The 17,097-nt window shown below is 65.1% G+C and carries 14 protein-coding genes and 1 tRNA gene; 8 read left to right on the forward strand and 7 right to left on the reverse strand.

Annotated features, from left to right (window positions below; translation table 11 throughout):
* Positions 1-187: 187 nt before the first annotated feature.
* The 3 genes from C9992_RS05495 (at position 188) to C9992_RS05505 (ending at position 2,431) form a co-directional block, all read left to right on the forward strand.
* Positions 188-853 (forward strand): methylated-DNA--[protein]-cysteine S-methyltransferase, encoded by a 666-nt coding sequence (locus tag C9992_RS05495; RefSeq protein WP_106814492.1) that lies wholly within the window; start codon positions 188-190, stop codon positions 851-853.
* Between the two features lie 178 nt (positions 854-1,031).
* The gene (locus C9992_RS05500; RefSeq protein WP_235008039.1) at positions 1,032-1,901 is read left to right on the forward strand and encodes a helix-turn-helix transcriptional regulator; all 870 of its coding nucleotides are present in this window, start codon (positions 1,032-1,034) and stop codon (positions 1,899-1,901) included.
* A gap of 179 nt (positions 1,902-2,080) precedes the next feature.
* The gene (locus C9992_RS05505; protein WP_106814494.1) at positions 2,081-2,431 is read left to right on the forward strand and encodes a histone-like nucleoid-structuring protein Lsr2; all 351 of its coding nucleotides are present in this window, start codon (positions 2,081-2,083) and stop codon (positions 2,429-2,431) included.
* Between the two features lie 38 nt (positions 2,432-2,469).
* Here the strand turns inward: C9992_RS05505 and pntB are convergent, their stop codons facing one another.
* Positions 2,470-3,924 carry a Re/Si-specific NAD(P)(+) transhydrogenase subunit beta gene (gene pntB / locus C9992_RS05510; protein WP_106814495.1) on the reverse strand — a complete coding sequence of 485 codons (1,455 nt, stop codon included), beginning with the start codon at positions 3,922-3,924 and terminating at the stop codon, positions 2,470-2,472.
* Entirely contained in the window at positions 3,921-5,471 is a 1,551-nt protein-coding gene (locus tag C9992_RS05515) for a Re/Si-specific NAD(P)(+) transhydrogenase subunit alpha (RefSeq protein ID WP_106814496.1), read from the reverse strand. The genes pntB and C9992_RS05515 overlap by 4 nt, the downstream gene beginning before the upstream one ends.
* Before the next feature lie 338 nt (positions 5,472-5,809).
* Between C9992_RS05515 and C9992_RS05520 the strand changes: the two genes are divergently transcribed.
* From C9992_RS05520 to C9992_RS05530, 3 genes are all read left to right on the forward strand, one after another.
* Entirely contained in the window at positions 5,810-6,091 is a 282-nt protein-coding gene (locus C9992_RS05520) for a Fe-S cluster assembly protein HesB (RefSeq protein ID WP_106814497.1), read from the forward strand.
* Between the two features lie 72 nt (positions 6,092-6,163).
* The gene (locus tag C9992_RS05525) at positions 6,164-6,790 is read left to right on the forward strand and encodes a hypothetical protein (protein WP_106814498.1); all 627 of its coding nucleotides are present in this window, start codon (positions 6,164-6,166) and stop codon (positions 6,788-6,790) included.
* A 39-nt stretch (positions 6,791-6,829) separates the two neighbouring features.
* Positions 6,830-6,901: transfer RNA gene (locus C9992_RS05530), tRNA-Arg, on the forward strand.
* A gap of 210 nt (positions 6,902-7,111) precedes the next feature.
* Here the strand turns inward: C9992_RS05530 and C9992_RS05535 are convergent.
* Complete coding sequence (locus C9992_RS05535; RefSeq protein WP_106814499.1) at positions 7,112-8,242, reverse strand: site-specific integrase; 1,131 nt, start codon at positions 8,240-8,242, stop codon at positions 7,112-7,114.
* A 628-nt stretch (positions 8,243-8,870) separates the two neighbouring features.
* Here C9992_RS05535 and C9992_RS05545 point away from each other — a divergent pair.
* Both C9992_RS05545 and C9992_RS05550 read left to right on the forward strand, forming a co-directional pair.
* On the forward strand, positions 8,871-9,830 hold the full coding sequence (locus C9992_RS05545) for a hypothetical protein (protein WP_106814500.1): 960 nt from the start codon (positions 8,871-8,873) through the stop codon (positions 9,828-9,830).
* Positions 9,823-10,665 carry a zeta toxin family protein gene (locus C9992_RS05550; protein WP_146145295.1) on the forward strand — a complete coding sequence of 281 codons (843 nt, stop codon included), beginning with the start codon at positions 9,823-9,825 and terminating at the stop codon, positions 10,663-10,665. Before C9992_RS05545 ends, C9992_RS05550 begins: the two co-directional genes overlap by 8 nt.
* A 914-nt stretch (positions 10,666-11,579) precedes the next feature.
* Here the strand turns inward: C9992_RS05550 and C9992_RS05555 are convergent.
* The 4 genes from C9992_RS05555 to C9992_RS18555 are packed head-to-tail and all read right to left on the reverse strand — an operon-like array spanning position 11,580 to position 16,346.
* Entirely contained in the window at positions 11,580-13,550 is a 1,971-nt protein-coding gene (locus tag C9992_RS05555) for an AAA family ATPase (protein ID WP_106814502.1), read from the reverse strand.
* Complete coding sequence (locus C9992_RS17925) at positions 13,551-13,745, reverse strand: hypothetical protein (RefSeq protein WP_146145296.1); 195 nt, start codon at positions 13,743-13,745, stop codon at positions 13,551-13,553.
* Entirely contained in the window at positions 13,738-15,846 is a 2,109-nt protein-coding gene (locus tag C9992_RS05560) for a DEAD/DEAH box helicase family protein (protein ID WP_146145297.1), read from the reverse strand. Before C9992_RS05560 ends, C9992_RS17925 begins: the two co-directional genes overlap by 8 nt.
* Positions 15,843-16,346 carry a hypothetical protein gene (locus C9992_RS18555; protein WP_407662213.1) on the reverse strand — a complete coding sequence of 168 codons (504 nt, stop codon included), beginning with the start codon at positions 16,344-16,346 and terminating at the stop codon, positions 15,843-15,845. Before C9992_RS18555 ends, C9992_RS05560 begins: the two co-directional genes overlap by 4 nt.
* Between the last annotated feature and the right edge of the window lie 751 nt (positions 16,347-17,097).

Here is a 17,097-nt window from a genome sequence, read left to right on the forward strand (position 1 = left end):
GCCACACACGGACACCCTATGCGCGGCACCTCCCCGGCACTTGCAATGGACCTGAGTTTCGCGGTATTGGACGGCGGGGCCGCGCGGCCCTCTCTCCCTTCCTCCCCAACCGGGCTCGGCAGCAGCCTGCCCACAGATCGCGCGGACGGCGACCCGCTGCGTCCGGACCGCGGGCCAGGATGGTCGCATGACCCCCTCGGATCCGCCCCGCTATCGCGTCCACCCGTCGCCGGTCGGCGACATCCTCATCGTCACGACCGAAGACGGCATCGTCACGCTGCACCCGTTCGACGGCCCGCTCCACGCCGAGATCGAGCGCCTGGCGCTGCGTCTGCGAGCACTGCCCGTGCCCGACGACGCGGATGCCCCCGATCCGGCCGACGCGCCGGCCAGGCAGGTCTTCGAAGACGCCGCCGCCCAGCTCGACGAGTACTTCGACGGCGAGCGGCGTTCGTTCGACCTCCCTCTCGACTGGCGCCTGGTGCGCGGGTTCACCCGGGCGGCTCTCGAGGCGGTGTGCGAGATCCCGTATGGCGAGACAGCGAGCTACGGCGAGGTCGCGATCGCGGCCGGCACCGAGCGAGCGGGTCGCGCAGTCGGAACGGCCTGCGCGAGGACGCCGTTCTCGGTGGTCGTGCCGGTGCACCGGGTGGTGCGGGCCGACGGGTCACTCGGCGAGTACGGCGGACGCCCCGAGATGAAGCGGTTCCTCGTCGAGCTCGAGCGCGGGCGGGCGCTGGCCCCGGCGCCGGCCGGCGCCGACACGGGCGAAGACTCCGGCACCGCGCCGGCGGCACGCAACGCGTCGAAGCCGGCGCGCCGCCGGCCCCGAGAACGGGCGGCGGGCGTGTAGGCCGTCCGCACGCCGGGGGCCGTGGCGGATGCTTCGCCCGGCCCCGATCCCGTTCTGGGCGCGGTGGTAGGGTCGACGCTACGAAAGGGCGGCGAGGACGCCGTCACCCCGAAGGCAGGTAGTCGTGGGCGCGTCCCTTCCCCATCTCGCATCGACCCCGGATCGCACGCGCACGGGCATCGGCCGGGCGGGCGGAGCGAATCCCGAAGCGGCAGGCGATGCCGCGGTGCTGGATCGCGCGGTCGCCGACCTCGTGCGCCGCACGAGATTCCCGGTGGCCTTCGGCGGCCTCGCGCACGAGGATGCCATCCACGTCACCTCCATCCACGGCGCCCGCACGCGCAGCCTCGAGGGTCTGGTCGTGAAGGCGTCCCGCGGGTTGGGCGGACGGGCTCTGGTCGAGAAGCGGCCGCGACTCGCCCTGGACTACGGCGCCTCGCGCAGCATCACCCACGACTACGACAGCGCGGTCCTGGGCGAAGGGATCTCGACGCTGTTCGCCGTCCCCGTGATGGTGGCCGGACGCGCGCGAGGGGTCATCTACTGCGGTTCGTGGGCGGAGACCCCGGTCGGCGATGTCGTCGCGCGGCCCGCGTTCGCGGTCGCGGAGGAGCTCTCCAGCGAACTGCGCATCCGCGAAGAGGTGGAACGCCGCCTCGCCGTCGCACCGGCGCGCACCGAGGCGGCGCCGATGCCGGCGGATGCCCGGGAAGAGCTGCGGGAGACGTACGCCGAGCTGCGCAGCATCGCCGCCGCCGTCGACGATCCCGGGATCCGCGCCCGCCTGGCGCGCGTCGAACGACGTCTGGCCGCGCTCTCGTCCGACTCGCCGGCATCTCGGTTCAACCTCGACGTCCATCTGTCGCCGCGGGAAGTCGACGTGCTGGCGTGCGCCGCGCTGGGCGCGACGAACGCCGAGATCGCCGCGACGCTGAGGCTGCGAGAAGGCACGGTCAAGTCCTATCTGCAGTCCGCGATGGCCAAGCTCGACGCCTCGACGCGTCACGCGGCCGTGGTGACCGCTCGACGCGCCGGCCTTCTTCCCTGAGCCGCGTGCCCTCGCGCCCACGCGGAATGAACCGCCGCGCCGCCGAATTCTCGGCACAACGCTGCGCTGAATTCTGCGGCTTTGAATTCCGGGCATTCGCGAGCATTTCGGTCGCGGCGTATTTCGTGCGCGAAATCGAAGAATAGTCACGGGCTGCGAAGACGCGTATTGTTCCGGTCATGGCCCGCAGAATCGTGCACCAGCTCGTCGACGACATCGACGGCACCGTCCTGGACGTCGGAGAAGGCGAGACCGTCCTCTTCTCGCTGGATGGCGTCGCCTACGAGATCGACCTCACGACCGAGAATGCCACCGCACTCCGTGGCGCGCTCGAGCGCTACACGAAAGCCGCCAGGACTGTCTCGTCGACCCGCAGCACGCCGGCGGCATCCGGCGGACGCCGGCGCCGTCGCAGCGGGCAGCAGGACTACAGCGACGTGCGGGAATGGGCCAAGAAGAACGGCTATCAGGTGTCCGAGCGCGGCCGCGTTCCGGCATCCGTTCTCGAGGCCTACGAGGCGGCGCACTGACACACGCGGCGACCTGAATATCCCCGGGGATATTCAGGTCAGACGCGTGAGAACTGCCCGAGGATCTCTTCCACTTTCTCCTTCGCGTCGCCGAACATCATCTGCGTGTTGTCGCGCCAGAACAGCGGGTTGGGCACGCCGGCATATCCGGATGCCATCGACCGCTTGAAGACGATGACGTTCGCGGCTTCCCATACGCGCAGCACCGGCATGCCGGCGATGGGACTTCCCGGGTCCTCCGCCGCCGCGGGATTGACGGTGTCATTCGCGCCGATGACCAGCACGACATCGGTGCGGGCGAAGTCGTCGTTGATCTCGTCCATCTCGAGCACGATGTCGTAGGGCACTTTCGCCTCTGCCAGGAGCACGTTCATGTGGCCCGGCAAGCGGCCGGCCACCGGGTGGATGCCGAAGCGCACGTTCACGCCGCGCCCCCGCAGTCGTTGCACGAGGTCGGCGACCCCGTGCTGGGCCTGCGCGACGGCCATGCCGTAACCCGGGGTGATGATGACGCTCGAGGCGCCGGCGAGCAGGTCTGCGGCCGCCTCGGCGTCGATCTCGCGGTGCTCGCCCTGCTCCTCCCCCGCTCCCCGGGGCGCCTCGATGCCGAAGCCACCGGCAATGACCGAGAGGAAGGACCGGTTCATCGCCTTGCACATGATGTAGCTGAGGTACGCACCGGACGATCCCACCAGGGCGCCGGTGACGATGAGCAGGTCGTTGTTGAGCAGGAACCCGGCGGCGGCGGCCGCCCACCCGGAGTAGCTGTTGAGCATCGACACCACGACCGGCATGTCGCCACCGCCGATCGAGGCGACCAGGTGCCAGCCCAGCGCGAGCGCGAGTGCGGTGACCAGCACCAGCAGCCACAGTTCCGGTGAGATCACGTACCAGACCGTCAGGACGATGAAGGCGACCAGCGCCCCCACGTTGAGAGCGTTCTTGCCCGGCAGCATCAGCGGCTTGGAGGAGATCCGGGCTGACAGCTTCAGGTAGGCGACGATCGAGCCGGTGAAGGTGACACCGCCGATGAAGACGCCGATGAAGACCTCGGCGTGGTGGATGTCGGCGAGCGTTCCGGTCAGTCCGCTGTCGTAGAGCGCGCCGTTCCAGCCGACGAGCACCGCGGCCAGACCCACGAAGGAGTGCAGCAGGGCGATGAGCTCCGGCATCCCGGTCATCTCGACGACGCGTGCCCGCCACAGGCCGATCGCTGCGCCGATCAGCACGGCCCCGACGAGGAGGACCAGACCGAGCGTCGCTGATCCGTCGGTCGACGCGGTCGCTTCGTCCGTCGCCGCCGTCGGTCCGTCCAGTGCGCCCGCCGCCACGACCCACACGGTGGCGGCGAGCGCGATCGCCATGCCGACGATGCCGTACGTGACCCCGCGGCGGCTCGTCTCGTGCTTGCTGAGGCCCGCGAGGCTCAGGATGAACAGCAGCGCCGCGACGACGTACGCGGCACCGGCCACAGCACCCGCGACCGCGGTCATCGCGCCTGCCCCTTCTGGAACATCGCGAGCATGCGACGCGTGACGGCGAAGCCTCCGAAGATGTTGATGCTCGCCACCAGCACGGCCACGGCGGCGAGGATCTGCACGGTGAGATCGGGCACGGTGATCTGCACCATGGCGCCGACGACGATGATGCCCGAGATCGCGTTGGTGACGCTCATCAGCGGGGTGTGCAGGGCGTGCGCGACCTGACCGATCACGTAGAAGCCGACGACGACGGCGAGGGTCAGCACGAGGAAGTGCTGAGGCAGCGGGGGCGGCGCGAACGCGCAGACGGCGAACAGCGCGGCGATCCCGGCGACGGTGAAAACCGTGCGCGTCGTCCGCGACATGGTCTTCTTCGGCGCCACGGGTGTCGCAGGAGCCGCCTTCTCTTGCGCAGTCGTTGCGGCGGAGACTTGGACCGGCGGCGGTGGCCACGTGACGGTGCCGTCGCGCACCACGGTGACCGTGCGCTGCACGATGTCGTCGAAGTCGACGGAGAGCTCACCGTCCTTGGCCGGTGTCAGCAGTTTGACGAGGTTCACGAGGTTCGTTCCGAACAGCTGGGAGGCCTGCTGCGGGAGACGCCCGGGTAGGTCGGTGTACCCGAGGATGACGACGCCGTTCTCGGTGACGACCCGCTCCCCCGCCACGGACCCTTCGACATTGCCGCCCTGCGCGGCCGCCATGTCGACGACGACGCTGCCGGGGCGCATGGACGCCACATCGGCGGCGGTGATGAGCCGAGGGGCGGGGCGCCCGGGGATGAGCGCCGTCGTGATGATGATGTCGACATCGGCCGCCTGCTCGGAGTAGATCTCGGCCGCGCGCCGGTCGTACGCCTCGCTCGTCGCCTTCGCGTAGCCATCGGCGGAGACCTGCTTCGCCTCCTCCGGCACGACCACCTCGAGGTACTTGCCCCCGATGGAGGCCACCTGGTCGGCCACCTCCGGCCGCGGGTCGGTCGCCCGCACGATGGCGCCGAGGCTGGAGGCGGCGCCGATAGCCGCGAGTCCCGCCACGCCTGCTCCCGCGACGAGCACCTTCGCCGGCGGAACCTTCCCCGCGGCCGTCACCTGCCCGGTGAAGAACCGCCCGAACTCGTGGGCGGCCTCCACGACGGCCCGGTAGCCGGCGATGTTGGCCATCGAGCTCAGCACGTCCATCGACTGTGCCCGCGAGATGCGGGGTACTGCGTCGAGGGCGATCGCCGTGATCCCGCGTGTCGCAAGCGCCTCCAGGAGGTCGGGACGCAGTGCGGGACTGAGCAGCGCGATGAGCGTCGCACCGTCGGCGAGCCGCTCGATCTCCGCCGGCGTCGGCGGGTTGACCTTGAGCACGATCGGGGACGCCCACGCGGTGGGGCCGTCGACGACGGCGGCGCCGGCGGCCGTGTAGGCGGCATCCGGGAAGGAGGAGGCGTCCCCCGCCCCGTTCTCGACGACGACGTCGTAGCCGAGGGCGATCAGCTTCGGGACGGTGGTCGGTGTCGCTGCCACGCGGTTCTCTCCGGGCGGCTCGGCGACGATGCCAATGCGAGTCATGCGTTCCTCTGGATCTGGTGCGAGATCACGTCTGCCGGCACCTTCTTCGGTGCCGGTGATGACGCCTCCACCCTGTCAGACCGTCGCGCCGGGCAGCCAGGTATTGCCGCCGACACGGCGATAAGAACGGCCGAAGTTTGCGATTCCGTACACCGATGGTCCGGTGCGTGGCCTTGCGCTGCGCACGCGAGCTTTCTGGGCGCGGCTTCGGATTCGGGGCGCGAACCGAAATCGTGGGAAGCCCCTCCGAATCGGCAGCGACCGGCCTTTTGCGCTTGCATCGGGCGCCCGATCTCGGAATCGTGGCCCGTCCGGAGCCGCAAACGGAAAGGAAAAGCATGCTCACGCTGACCCAGACCGCCGCCGAGGCCGTCAAGGAGATCGTCGCCCGCGTCCCCCTCGCAGAGGACGGAGGAGTGCGCATCCGCGATGCCGGAGGCTCGTCCGGATTCGAACTGAGTGTCGCCCCCGACCCGCAGCCGCACGACACGATCGTCGTGACCGACGGGGCGCGTGTGTTCCTCGACGAGACGGCAGCCGTGGCGCTCGAGGACCGGGTGCTCGACGCCGAACTGCAGGACGACGGCGCCGTACGCTTCGCCCTCGCAGCCCAAGGCTGACAACTCTGCGAAGGCCCCGGCATCCCTCCTCGATGCCGGGGCCTTCGCCTGCCCGCTCGCTACGCTCGGGACATGAGGGGAATCGAGGTCGATGAGCGCGACATCACGTGGGAGAGCAATGACGCCCGTTATCGCGTCTTCGTGTATTCGGGCGTGGGCTCGCCGGTGAAAGCCGTCGACATCGTGGATGCCTCGCTGCCGGAGGTGCTCGATTCGATCCGGGCGCTCAGCGAGAACGACCGCAGCATATGGTCGCTGGCTCTCGTCGTCGACGAGCCGGTGGCGCAGGGCCGGGGGCTGATCTGGTTGTCGGGCATGGACTATCACGACGCGCCCTCCTCCCCCGTCGAGTGGCGCATGCGGGCCCAGATGCAGGACCGCTATCTGTCGGCGCGGAGCCTGCGCGGCGAGCCCGTCGTGCTCCCCGACGGGCGTCGGGTCATCCGGATGTTCCCGGAGTGGGCCGTGCGATGGCCGCTGTGGGAGTCGTTCACCGACAACTACCCGTTGGATGCCGCAGATCTCCCGATCTCCGGAGCTCTGGCCGCCCAGCTCGCGGCTTGGAACGACGTGTGGCAGGACCGCGGCCTCGACGACCCGGTGGCGGACGGCTGGCACGACGAGGGCTGGGCGCTGTACCGGCGTCTGCAGGCGGAGCTGGAGGGCGTCGCCGAGGTCCGCCCTGAGTTCGGCGGCTGACAGGCCGGCGGGATCGCACCCCGTAGACTGAGACAGCCAGCCTCTGTAGCTCAATGGAAGAGCAGTTCCGTCCTAAGGAAACGGTTGGGGGTTCGAGTCCCTCCAGGGGCACAGTGTCTTTTTGCCTCTGACCAGGAGTTTTTTCTGTGGTCAGACCACAGAGAAGTCGTTTTTGCCCGCTTTTTGCCCGCATTCTGAAAAATTCGGTGGGCCGAAAACGACCGTCCGCAACGGGCTGCGCGCGACGTCTGAGAGCGCCAGAATCGAGCGTTTCGGGCGAAATCTGTGTCGTCGAAAAACTGAGCAATCTGCTCTCGGCGGTCACTGAGGTCGTGCGTAGCGGGTCTGCGGTGCGGAAGGCAGCGCCACGAGCGGCATGTGGTCGTTCAGTCGCGTCGCGACGGCATCCAGATCGTCGTCGAAGAGGTCCGCGTAGGTGTCCAGCGTCATCGCCGCGGACGCGTGCCCGAGCATGCGTTGCACAGCCTTCACGTTCGCGCCGGAGCTGATCGCGAGCGAGGCGGCGGTGTGGCGGAGGTCGTGAGGGGTGAGCCGAGGGATCGATGGATCGAACTGCTGCGCACGCCGGACCGCGTTCGCGAACCATCCCTTGTTGCCCGAGTTGCGCATGTGATTGACGCCGTCGCCGAACAGCAGTCCCTCCGGTCCCTTGCCGGCGCACGCCTGCTCGATCATCGGAGCGAGACGCTCGGGGTAAGGGACCGAGCGCTTCTCATGCGTCTTCGGCGTTCCGACGTGGATCTCGTAAGCGATCATCACCGCGTTCTCTTCGATGACGAAGCGCCGGCGCAGCCGGTTCACGCTGCGCACCCGCAGCCCTGTCGCCTCGCCCCAGCGCAGGCCCGTGTACGCCAGCGTCAGGACGAGCGTCGGGTAGGCGGAGCAGGCCGCAAGCGTTGCGACCTGATCGTGCGAGAGGTAGACGCGACGCTTCCCCGGTCCGTGCCGAGGGAGGTTGCGTACGTTGCGGGCCGGGTTGCTCGCGAGGCGCCGATCGTCGATCGCGACGTCGAGGATGCCGGCGAGGACTCCCAGGGCGCGAAGGACGACGGTCCGTGACTTCTGCGTCGCGAGGTCGGACACCCAATCCTGGACTTCCGAGCGCCGGATGGACGAGATCTCCCGGTCGCCCCAGACCGGCGCGACGTGGTTCTTCCACGCGCGCTCGAGCGTCATGTAGTACGAGGGCTTCGACATCGGCGGCTGCTTCGATCGCAGCCAGCTGTCGGCGAACATCCGGACCGGAACCCGCGAGGTGGACGGGTCGATGTACTCGCCCTTCGACTTCGACATCGTGACCATGGAGAGGTAGAGCTGCGCTTCACGCATCGTCGTGAAGCCGCGCTTCTCCGCCTCGGTGCGGTCCGGCTTGCGATAGCGCACGCGGTAGCGGCGGCCCTTCGCCGATTCGTATGGCGTGATGCTGCCCATCTCGACCTCCGCTCGTGCCGGATTCAGGGTCAGTATCGGGCCAGTGTCGGACACCGCTCGCGCCTCGTCAACGCGGCTGACAGCACATGTGGTCAGATGTCGGAAGACGTCGCCAACTGGCGTTGGGATGGAAGGGCGCTCCCTCCGACGCCGAGAGTGTAGCGATCGTTCGCGCCTCCGTTCTCGCCGCTCACTCCTTGGAGACTCCGCGCTGGCGCGCGTCGCTTAGCAGCGGTTCGACGACGAGCACTGCGCCGCGCCCGAGCGCTGGGGCGGCTGAATGTCGGAGTTAGCGCGCGAGCGCGACTGGTCTTCGTTTCATTCGCCGGCAAACCTCGCGAAGAGCGTTTCGATCGACGCAGGCGAACTATTCGAATTGCCATAGCGGCGCGATGATGCGAACGAGTTCGCGTGCGCTAGGAGCTCGTCGACGTCGTCATCTCGTGCACACTGCTCGCCGGTCAGTCTGCCCCACATCAGAGGGACAGATCGGGTTACCCGTCATCGATGCAGGTTTGGGTCGCCGGTTCCCGCTGCGCTCAATTGCCGGCTAGTCTTCGGCACCTCCGTAGCCAGCGCGAAGACAATCGAGTATGATTCAAAATGAATCAACCGAGGGGAGGGTGCGATGTCCGTCATGACCGATGTTCAAGAACTCGCCTCCAGGGCACTGAGCCTGCTCGATGCCGGAGACCTCGCGGGGGCGAGGTCGCTGCTCGCCGCCGCAGCGGAGCCGAGGCCCTACTACGACCACGAAGTAGGGGCCGCAGATCTCATCCAGAGCGAGCGACTGACGCGATCCGCGGCTACTTGCGCCATGGGGGCAGATCTGTCGGGAGTGTTCGTTTTCAGCCTCGACATTGCAGATGGCCTCCTGCCGTCGGGCGGGATGGTCCCTACGCATCGGGGCGTCGGCGACCAGTCTCGACTCCAGCCCTGGTCGTGGAGTGCGTTCCTCGATACGGGTCCGCTCGCTGAGCTGAAGACGGTCTTCATCAAGCATCCCGAGCGACTCCTTCCCGCGCGCGATTGCCTGACACTCATGGCCGGTATGCCGCAACGGATCGAATCCGGTCCACCCAACGGGGCTGGACGGTTGTTCCGCTCGGTCGAAGACCCCGATTATGACGATGACCAGTCGCACACCACGCGCGATTGGTTGTCGCGGCTGCTGTCCGTCCAGATGGCGCGCCGAAAGGCGGGCGAGCGTGCAACCCGTCGCCTAATGTATTGGGCGGCGAAGGCTGGTGTACCCCAGCGAGAGGTGGCCGACTGGATGGGTAAGCCGCAGACGTATGTCTTCCGGCAGCTAAAGGCGATCGACCAAGAACCCTCGCTTATGGCGCTCACACCGCGCGAGATCTACGATCACCACGTCGCCCAAGAGATTGATCGACCGAGTCTGTTGGCGCTCCTCGCGGCCTACCCGTACGAGCCCGGCTCGTTTCCCGAGGGTGAGCCCTACTGGGGTTATGTTCCTGGGAGCGTGGACGAGCTCACACAGCTAGCTGCCGAGGGGCTCCTCTCGCCCGAGGAGCTTCAGGTCATCCTCGTCGGCATCGAGGCGATGGCGGGTCAGCATGAGTAGGGACCCGATTTCGCACGAGGTAGCGCGGGAACTGGATGCGCTCGCTGAGGGCGGGGCGCACGACGCGGGAGGACCGCATGCCACCCTTCAGCTGTACTCGATGCCCGAGCGAGTTCGCCGCGCGACAGAGGTCATCGCCACATATCTGGAACGCGATCCCAACGTCGTACGAGAGGGTCAGGCAGCGATCGTAACCGCAGGGCCGCCCGGCGCTGGCAAGACGACGGCGCTCGAGAGCGCGGGCCTACTTGCCGGATCGTTTCGGAACATCGACGCGGATGTCGTCAAAGACATCCTGCTCGAACGCGCGCTTCGAGACGGGATCTTCGACGATCTCCTCTCGCGCCGGCTCGCGGACGGGCGACCCGTGCGGCCGAGGGAGCTCGCGGGGCTCGTGCACCACGAGTCCACTTCGATCACCCACAACCTCACGCAGCTCTGCGCTCGTCGAGGCGAGAACATTCTGGTGCAGGGCACGCTCGCCTGGGAACAACAGCCTCGGGCTCTCCTCACGATGCTCGAGGAGAGCGAGTACGCCGCGCTCACCATCGTCGATGTGGAGGTGAACTTGGAGGTGGCGCTCGAGCGTGCTCTGAACCGCTGGTGGCTCGGGCGCATCGATGAGAGCGACGTCTTGGGCGGCCGATTTACGCCTTCGCACGTCATCGAGGGGCTTTACCTGCCTGACGGAAGCACCAAGTGTCACGCCAATGCAGAGTTCATGCTGGCAATGTCAGCACACATTCCCGCGACGCTTCGCGTCCTGTCGACAGACGGCGATGTTTCCACCGAGGTCGTCAAGGTGCGGGCAGGGCGGCTCGACTCCACCGAATGAATGCAGAGGTCGAGCGGAAAGGCATCAACGCCCAAGGCGCCTATGGCGATGCACATCCATTTTCCTCAGCGGTGTGGCTACGGAGTGCCTTAGGGTTTGGAGATGCCGAAGCACCTCCTAGCCGTCCTGCACAGCCCGGCCGAACGCAGCGGGCGGCAGACGCGAGCCAGAGTTGAGCTTGCGCGGCGACTCATCGGTTGTGAGTCAGCTTCCATCGTCAACATCTGGCCAACTGCGCTCAGCAGCGTCACCGACCTCAACCACATCACCGAGAGCCTGCACTGGATGACGGCGCGAAACGAGATCTCCTCCGCACTTAATGCAGGTCCAGTGACAGACATTCTCCTCGCGTACGGCGTCCAAGCGCCGAGCGGAAAGCAGCGAGCACACTACAGGGCGCAAATCGACTGGCTCAACGAACGAATTGGCGATACGGGGGCGATCGTATGGCAAGTCGCTGGCCGGCCATATCACCCGTCTCGGTGGCAGCGTGCGACCAGCCGCGCAGCTGCTGATGCACCGTTTAAGGAGTCTCTTGCGGTTGCTCTCCAGGCGCTGAGCCCCGCTGATCTCGGTCTACGAGCGCAAGCGGCCCTTCCAGCCCGTTCCTGAGGTCGTCCTCGATCAACCGAAGACCTTGATCGATCAGATGCTCCATGAGCCGAACAGGGGTGGATGTTGGAGGATAGACGACTCGGATAACTGCTTGAATCTCACCTGTTGGGTCGAACCCGCCCACAGCCCAGCGTGTCTCCACGTTCGGTGTCTGACCAGCGGCGATTCCACGGCTGATGGCGTATGCCAATGCGAATCGTCCCGCGTCCTGCCCCTCCGCGAACCACTGCAATTCCTGCGTCAGCTTTTCAACAGTCGCCTGTCCGGCGGTCGTAAGTCCGATCTGTTTGCGGTCTTCTTCACCGGCCATCAACAACGCTCACTCTCGTCGACCGACTCGATACACGCTGAAGCTCGTACTCCCGCTTCAAGGCGTGCCCCAGATACCTCCGCACGTCTGGGCGATCGATCTCGTCCTCTTGCACGAACAGGACAACCTGCTCCGCCATAGACGGCAACGTCTGCACAACGTTGGCAGTGTGTTTCGGATCGAGTCGACCGAAAGGCGTGTCCATGACAATCGGTCCACGCAGAGGCGCGTTTGCTTGGAGTGCACCCATCAGGGCTAGTGCAACTACCTGCTCCTGCCCTGCCGAACGCCCCGTCTCGACCGCACCATCAGCGTGGATGATCGACAGCCCGTAGTGGTCGTTAATCGCGAGGCGGGCGTAATCGGTGGGTTCTGTAGTCATGGTCAGGAATAGCTCCGACGCACTTGCCTCTACTCGCTCTCGGAGAGCACTCTTGTACAGTTCAACGGCCATTCTGTACACATCTCGGGCTTCCCTGACGACTGCCAGCCGAGCCTGCAGGTCACCGAACGTGGTCGCGCCGACTGCACTGAGGGCTTTGGTCAGCCCATCGATTGCAGCAACCTGCTCGTCGATTTTCTTTACCGAGGCATCGATGGCCGATTGCAGGATCGCAATCTTTTGCATTGTGGGGCCGTACGCCGCAATGGTGCCCCGTAGGTCATCCTGCGACTGACCTTCGAGCGATTGTTCCGCGTCGGTAATCCGGGAACGGGCATCGATCTCGTCGATTCGAGCGTTGTCCAGCTGATTTGTGATGAATCGGACGTCCGATCGAATATCTACCACGCGGAATCGTTCGATGTCTTCCATGTGGCCGATTGCCTGCAGCGCTGCCGCATTTGCGTCGCCTGTAAGTGCAGTCGCTGGGAGAGACATGGCCACCCGATCACGCGCGTGACCAACAAGATCCTGATCGCAAATCTCACAGTGGTGCGCTTCAACAGCCCGCGACCGCAAGGATGTCGCGAGGTTACTCAGCGCCGAGGCAACGGCCTGGCTCGACCGTGCACGAGCTGTGGCCACGGTTTCCGCGAGCGCAGTTCGCCAAGCGTCCTTCATCGCCGCCTGCAGCTCGGTACGTTTTTCACGCTGCGTCAAGCGCGCATACTCCAGATCGGTTCGAGCCTGGTCGAGTCGATCGATTGCCTTCTGATACAAGTCCTGGCTACGCAACAACGCTTCGAGCGACTCGCGCTCGAGATTCAGACGGTCTAGCTCCTCTCGCTGACCCGCGAGCTCGGCTTCATGAGCCGTTCTCATCTCAATGGCTTGTGTGAGAGCCGTACCTAGCTGTTGGGTCTGCTGGTCCTTTGAGGCTTCGATACCCACCTCACGATCTAGACGTTCAGTCAGCGCACTGAGATGCTCGCGAGCTGTCTTGAGTACAGGAACGCCCAAGATCTGCTCGATCGAAGAAGAGATCCGCCTGCCGATCTCGCTCTCATTGTCAAGCAGCTCGGCGTATTGGTTCAGCAGTTCGCCATCGAACAAGAAGAATCGGGAAATCTCCGGCGGCATCATCCTGAGGAGCAGCTCTTCACGCTCATCAGGACCAGGGATATGGCCACCTCTCCTCAGTCGGACGTCGAGTTCAAAATCTGCATCGCTAGTCGGCGTGAGGACCTGGCGCCTGAGCGACGCGGAGCGAATCAGCTCCCACTCCTCACCGTCCAAACTGACGTCGAATCGAACCTCAAAGCCGTACTGTCCCTGCGCAGCCAATTCACGGTTGCACGCTTCCAGGATCCACGGCTTGCGGATCTCCTGGCCGGAGCTGGAGCTGAGGCCGCCGAGCGGTGAGCCGAGAAGGCCGAACCTGATCGCCTTCATGAGGTGGGTCTTGCCACGGCCGTTGTCTCCGTAAAGAACTGTGACCCCACTGGGGCTGAACTCCAGCTCTGCCGTTTCGGCGTACGGACCGTAACCCCGGATCGCTACCTTGCGAAGTACGAGCACCTACGCATCCCCTTCGGCATGTCTGTCCGCTATCGACTGATCGACAATGGCAATGATTGCGCGATTCACTGCCTCCGGGTCGCGGTTTGTAACGACGGCGTCCAGAATCTGCTCCAGCACCCGAACATTCACGGACGCCTCAGTCATCTGGCGCGCACGACGAACCGCGGCAAGCATCTCTGCGTGTTCAGTCACCGTGTAGGTCCTCCGTTCCAGCGTCTGCCACCGTAGCCCAATCAAGTCCAGAGTCGATGGCGATTATGCGAAGTTGGGCGTCCGCAGAGGGATTCTCCGCCCCCGAAGCGAACTCGATGGCACGGGCTAGTTCTCCAGCGGTTACGGGATCGGGGTTGGCGGCGTCCACCCGGGCCGGGGGGACGACAATTGCGTCATAGATTCGGGCGAGATGCTTGCCCTCAGCTCGGCGGAGCACTCGCCCTCGCCGCTGCACAAACTCTCGGGGGTTCCTCGAGGACGCGAGGATGAGCGCATGAGATACAGCCGGGATGTCGACGCCTTCGTCAAGGCATCGGATTGCGACAACAACGCCACCGTAACGTTCCAGCCATCCGAGAGTTTGAGCTCGGTCACCAGTCATCGCGGAGTGATATGGCATCGTCGTTATGCCGGCTTCGTGTAACGCCGCACTCACGCTATCCAGCTGCTCAACGTCGTCGCAATAGATCAACCAACGGTCGCCGTCGGAGTAGTTGCGGGTGAGAACGTCAACCGCGAGGTCGACCTTAGCCGACGCCTGTTTGACGATTTTTGCGCGTTCGAAGTAGAGCCGCTCGAGACGCTCGGCGCCCCCGGCATGGTCGTCCCTTGGACTGTTGCGGAGACGGACGATCTGCCTTGTTATGTCCCGCCAACTCTCCGCTTCGTTCTCGCTTAGCGACACTGGACTCGGGTAATAGAAGTACTGGGTCAACACTTGATCCTGGATCGCGTTCTGCAAGCTGTATCGGGGCTCGAGGACTCGTCCGAAAAAGCCGAGAATCGCCGCGGTCCCTTCGGGATCACCAGCTCGTTCGGGAGTCGCCGACAAGCCAAGCCTCGCACCGAACCTCGACTCGTCGAGGAGAGCGCGGGCGGCACCGGCGCCAAGGTTGTGAACCTCGTCGGCCACGATAAAGCAGCTCCTGCGCGGGGAAATCCGCCCGAGAAAATCCTCGGATCGCGCAGTCTGAAGTGTGGCGAGGACGATTCGGCGCCCCGGCAACTCCGAAGTCCATGTTCCAAGAATGTCGCGCCAGGCGTTGTTGCCTGCTCCTGCGCGCAGGATCTTGGCGTTGAGGCGCGCGCCCAGATCGGAGAGCTCTTTATCCCACTGGCTAAAGAGAAGTCGGTCCGGGACCACGACCAGGACTACCTCGCCGTGCGTGACGATGGCCTCCGAGATCGCGGTCAGCGCAGTGAATGTCTTGCCTGCGCCAGTGGCAAACGCCAGTACGCCGTGGCGCTGATTCGCGCGCCAAGATTCCAGTCCAGCAAGCTGATGCGGCCGCAGTCGTCGAGTCTCGCTCGGCGATGCGTCTGGTTCGGCGTCATGGTCGTAACTGCGCTGAGAGAGCTTATCCAGCCGTGAGGTCCAGTCGGAGGGCGCGGCAGCGACCAATTCCGCTTTCGCGACGTCCGGAAAGTCGCGGACTTCCAAATCCGGATAAGCATTCCTCCACAGCTCGTCGAAGTACCGAATTTCCTCGTCGACGCGTTCGGCTTCGCGTCCGCCGTTCCAACTACAGAAGACATCAACGGACTCGAGGTTCCCGTCCTCGGATAGCCCACCCCAGGTTTCGTTCATTGATCCCTTGAAAGCGACCGTATCCCCTCGCGAATCCCGCACAAGTCCCACCTTGTCGTGGAAGATTCGGTTGTGTGCGGTCGACTCGTGTCTACGGAGTATCGCAACCTTGAGCTCAACGATGTTCGTCGCCACCAGGGCCGCGAGTATCCGCGTCGGCTCGCTGAGGCGTTCGTCTGCGAGCATGCCGGAGATCTCGTGCCTCATTTGATCCGCCAGTATTGCATCGGCACGCGCTGCGTACCCGGCGTCCAGCGCCTCGACATCGTCATGCGCAAGCACCTGAGAGCACAGGATTCGCATCCTCCCACCGCGGTCGACGAACCCCTTTAGCGCCGGCCACGCGATCACGAGCACCGAGCTTCGAAAGTAGCCGACGGCGCGATCGTATGACGTGGCCGCCTCCATAACCGGGAGGTAGAAATCTCTTGCCAGGTTGTGCCTTCCCTTGCGGTAAGACGTTCGCAGGGCGAGATCTCGAAGCGCCGTCACGGGCGCGCACCCGTGTTCGCGTGCCGATCCACCAGAGTCTCGGCCAAATGTGATGGTCGGCAAGCGAGAACGATCTCGTTGACCCCAGACTTAAGTCGTCGGAGCTGGCGCGCGGTGCCCGTGGCCGCGGCGGTGAATACCGTGTCCGGTCGGACTTGGATGTTCCCCCCATGTTTGAAGCGCTGATGGAGGGACGCGTCCCATAGAACGAAAACATCCAAGGTTGCGCTATATGCCATTAGAAGGACATACCGGCTGTCTGAAAAATCGAACGAGCCATACTCCCCCACGACCTGCCCGGGCACGCGGAGCGTTGCCTTCATATCGCGCCGACCATCGGATCTTCCTTCGACGAGCGTGTATATGTACGCTCGAACTCGAGGCGGGAGCGGCAACGTCAGGTCGACGCTTAGCGGCTTCTCGTCAAGCGCACTGTGCGCCGTAGCGTGAGGCGATAGCGCCGAAATGAATGCCGTGTTAAGTGCGACCGTGGCTGTCATGAGTTAGTCCCCACTAGCGCAGGGCTGGCCGCCACCTACTGGTCGATCTGAGGTCCAGATGACCTCATGAGACCGCATGTCCGCTCGGGTGGTTTTGGTCATCGCAAGGCTCTGGAAAGGGAGCCAGTTCGCGCCCTCCTGTTCACAGACGATGACCTGTCCGGGTCTGCTGCGAGCCCACGAGCCGAGTTCGTCGAAGTCGATCCCGTCAGCTCCGTGGTGATAATGACGACCCTGATTTTGGTAGGGCGGATCGATGAACCACGTCGCTTCGCCGGTCACGGGGAGATCCTCGTAGGAACAGTTGTGGATCTCCCAGTGCCTAATCCGATCAACCTGGCTCGCTACGGTATTTCGGACACGTTCGCCCCAGAAGGATCCAGGCCTAATACCGTCCCGCATCCACGCTGATGGTCCAGTCCGCGGTCTGGCGGCTGCGCGATTGAGCCAGAGACCGACCAGCCACCGTGCCTCCTGCGGCACATCCAGATCAGTTGTCGATTGCCCCTCCGCAAGGTCGGGTATTGCCCTGATTTCGTCTGCGGAGGCATGCAGGAGGTAGTCCCACACGGCAAAGATCACCGGGTCCTTCTCTCCCAGAATCACCCGGCGATCGTAATACCGCACGGAATACCCAGCGGATCCAGCGAACGGTTCCACAATCGTTTCGTAGGCAGGACTGGGGTAGTTCTTTACAGCATCTCTCCACTTGCCGCCGTAAAAGCTGAAGAACGGTCGCATCGCAGCACTG

It is taken from the genome of Microbacterium timonense, assembly GCF_900292075.1.
GTDB classification, from domain to species: Bacteria; Actinomycetota; Actinomycetes; order Actinomycetales; family Microbacteriaceae; genus Microbacterium; species Microbacterium timonense.

What these genes read in the sequence shown, in the direction of transcription:
- C9992_RS05495 (WP_106814492.1), top strand. Translation starts at nt 188, where the DNA reads ATGACCCCCTCGGATCCGCCCCGCTATCGCGTCCACCCGTCGCCGGTC.
- C9992_RS05505 (WP_106814494.1), top strand. Translation starts at nt 2,081, where the DNA reads ATGGCCCGCAGAATCGTGCACCAGCTCGTCGACGACATCGACGGCACC.
- pntB (WP_106814495.1), bottom strand. Translation starts at nt 3,924, where the DNA reads ATGACCGCGGTCGCGGGTGCTGTGGCCGGTGCCGCGTACGTCGTCGCG.
- C9992_RS05515 (WP_106814496.1), bottom strand. Translation starts at nt 5,471, where the DNA reads ATGACTCGCATTGGCATCGTCGCCGAGCCGCCCGGAGAGAACCGCGTG.
- C9992_RS05520 (WP_106814497.1), top strand. Translation starts at nt 5,810, where the DNA reads ATGCTCACGCTGACCCAGACCGCCGCCGAGGCCGTCAAGGAGATCGTC.
- C9992_RS05525 (WP_106814498.1), top strand. Translation starts at nt 6,164, where the DNA reads ATGAGGGGAATCGAGGTCGATGAGCGCGACATCACGTGGGAGAGCAAT.
- C9992_RS05535 (WP_106814499.1), bottom strand. Translation starts at nt 8,242, where the DNA reads ATGGGCAGCATCACGCCATACGAATCGGCGAAGGGCCGCCGCTACCGC.
- C9992_RS05545 (WP_106814500.1), top strand. Translation starts at nt 8,871, where the DNA reads ATGTCCGTCATGACCGATGTTCAAGAACTCGCCTCCAGGGCACTGAGC.
- C9992_RS05550 (WP_146145295.1), top strand. Translation starts at nt 9,823, where the DNA reads ATGAGTAGGGACCCGATTTCGCACGAGGTAGCGCGGGAACTGGATGCG.
- C9992_RS18555 (WP_407662213.1), bottom strand. Translation starts at nt 16,346, where the DNA reads ATGACAGCCACGGTCGCACTTAACACGGCATTCATTTCGGCGCTATCG.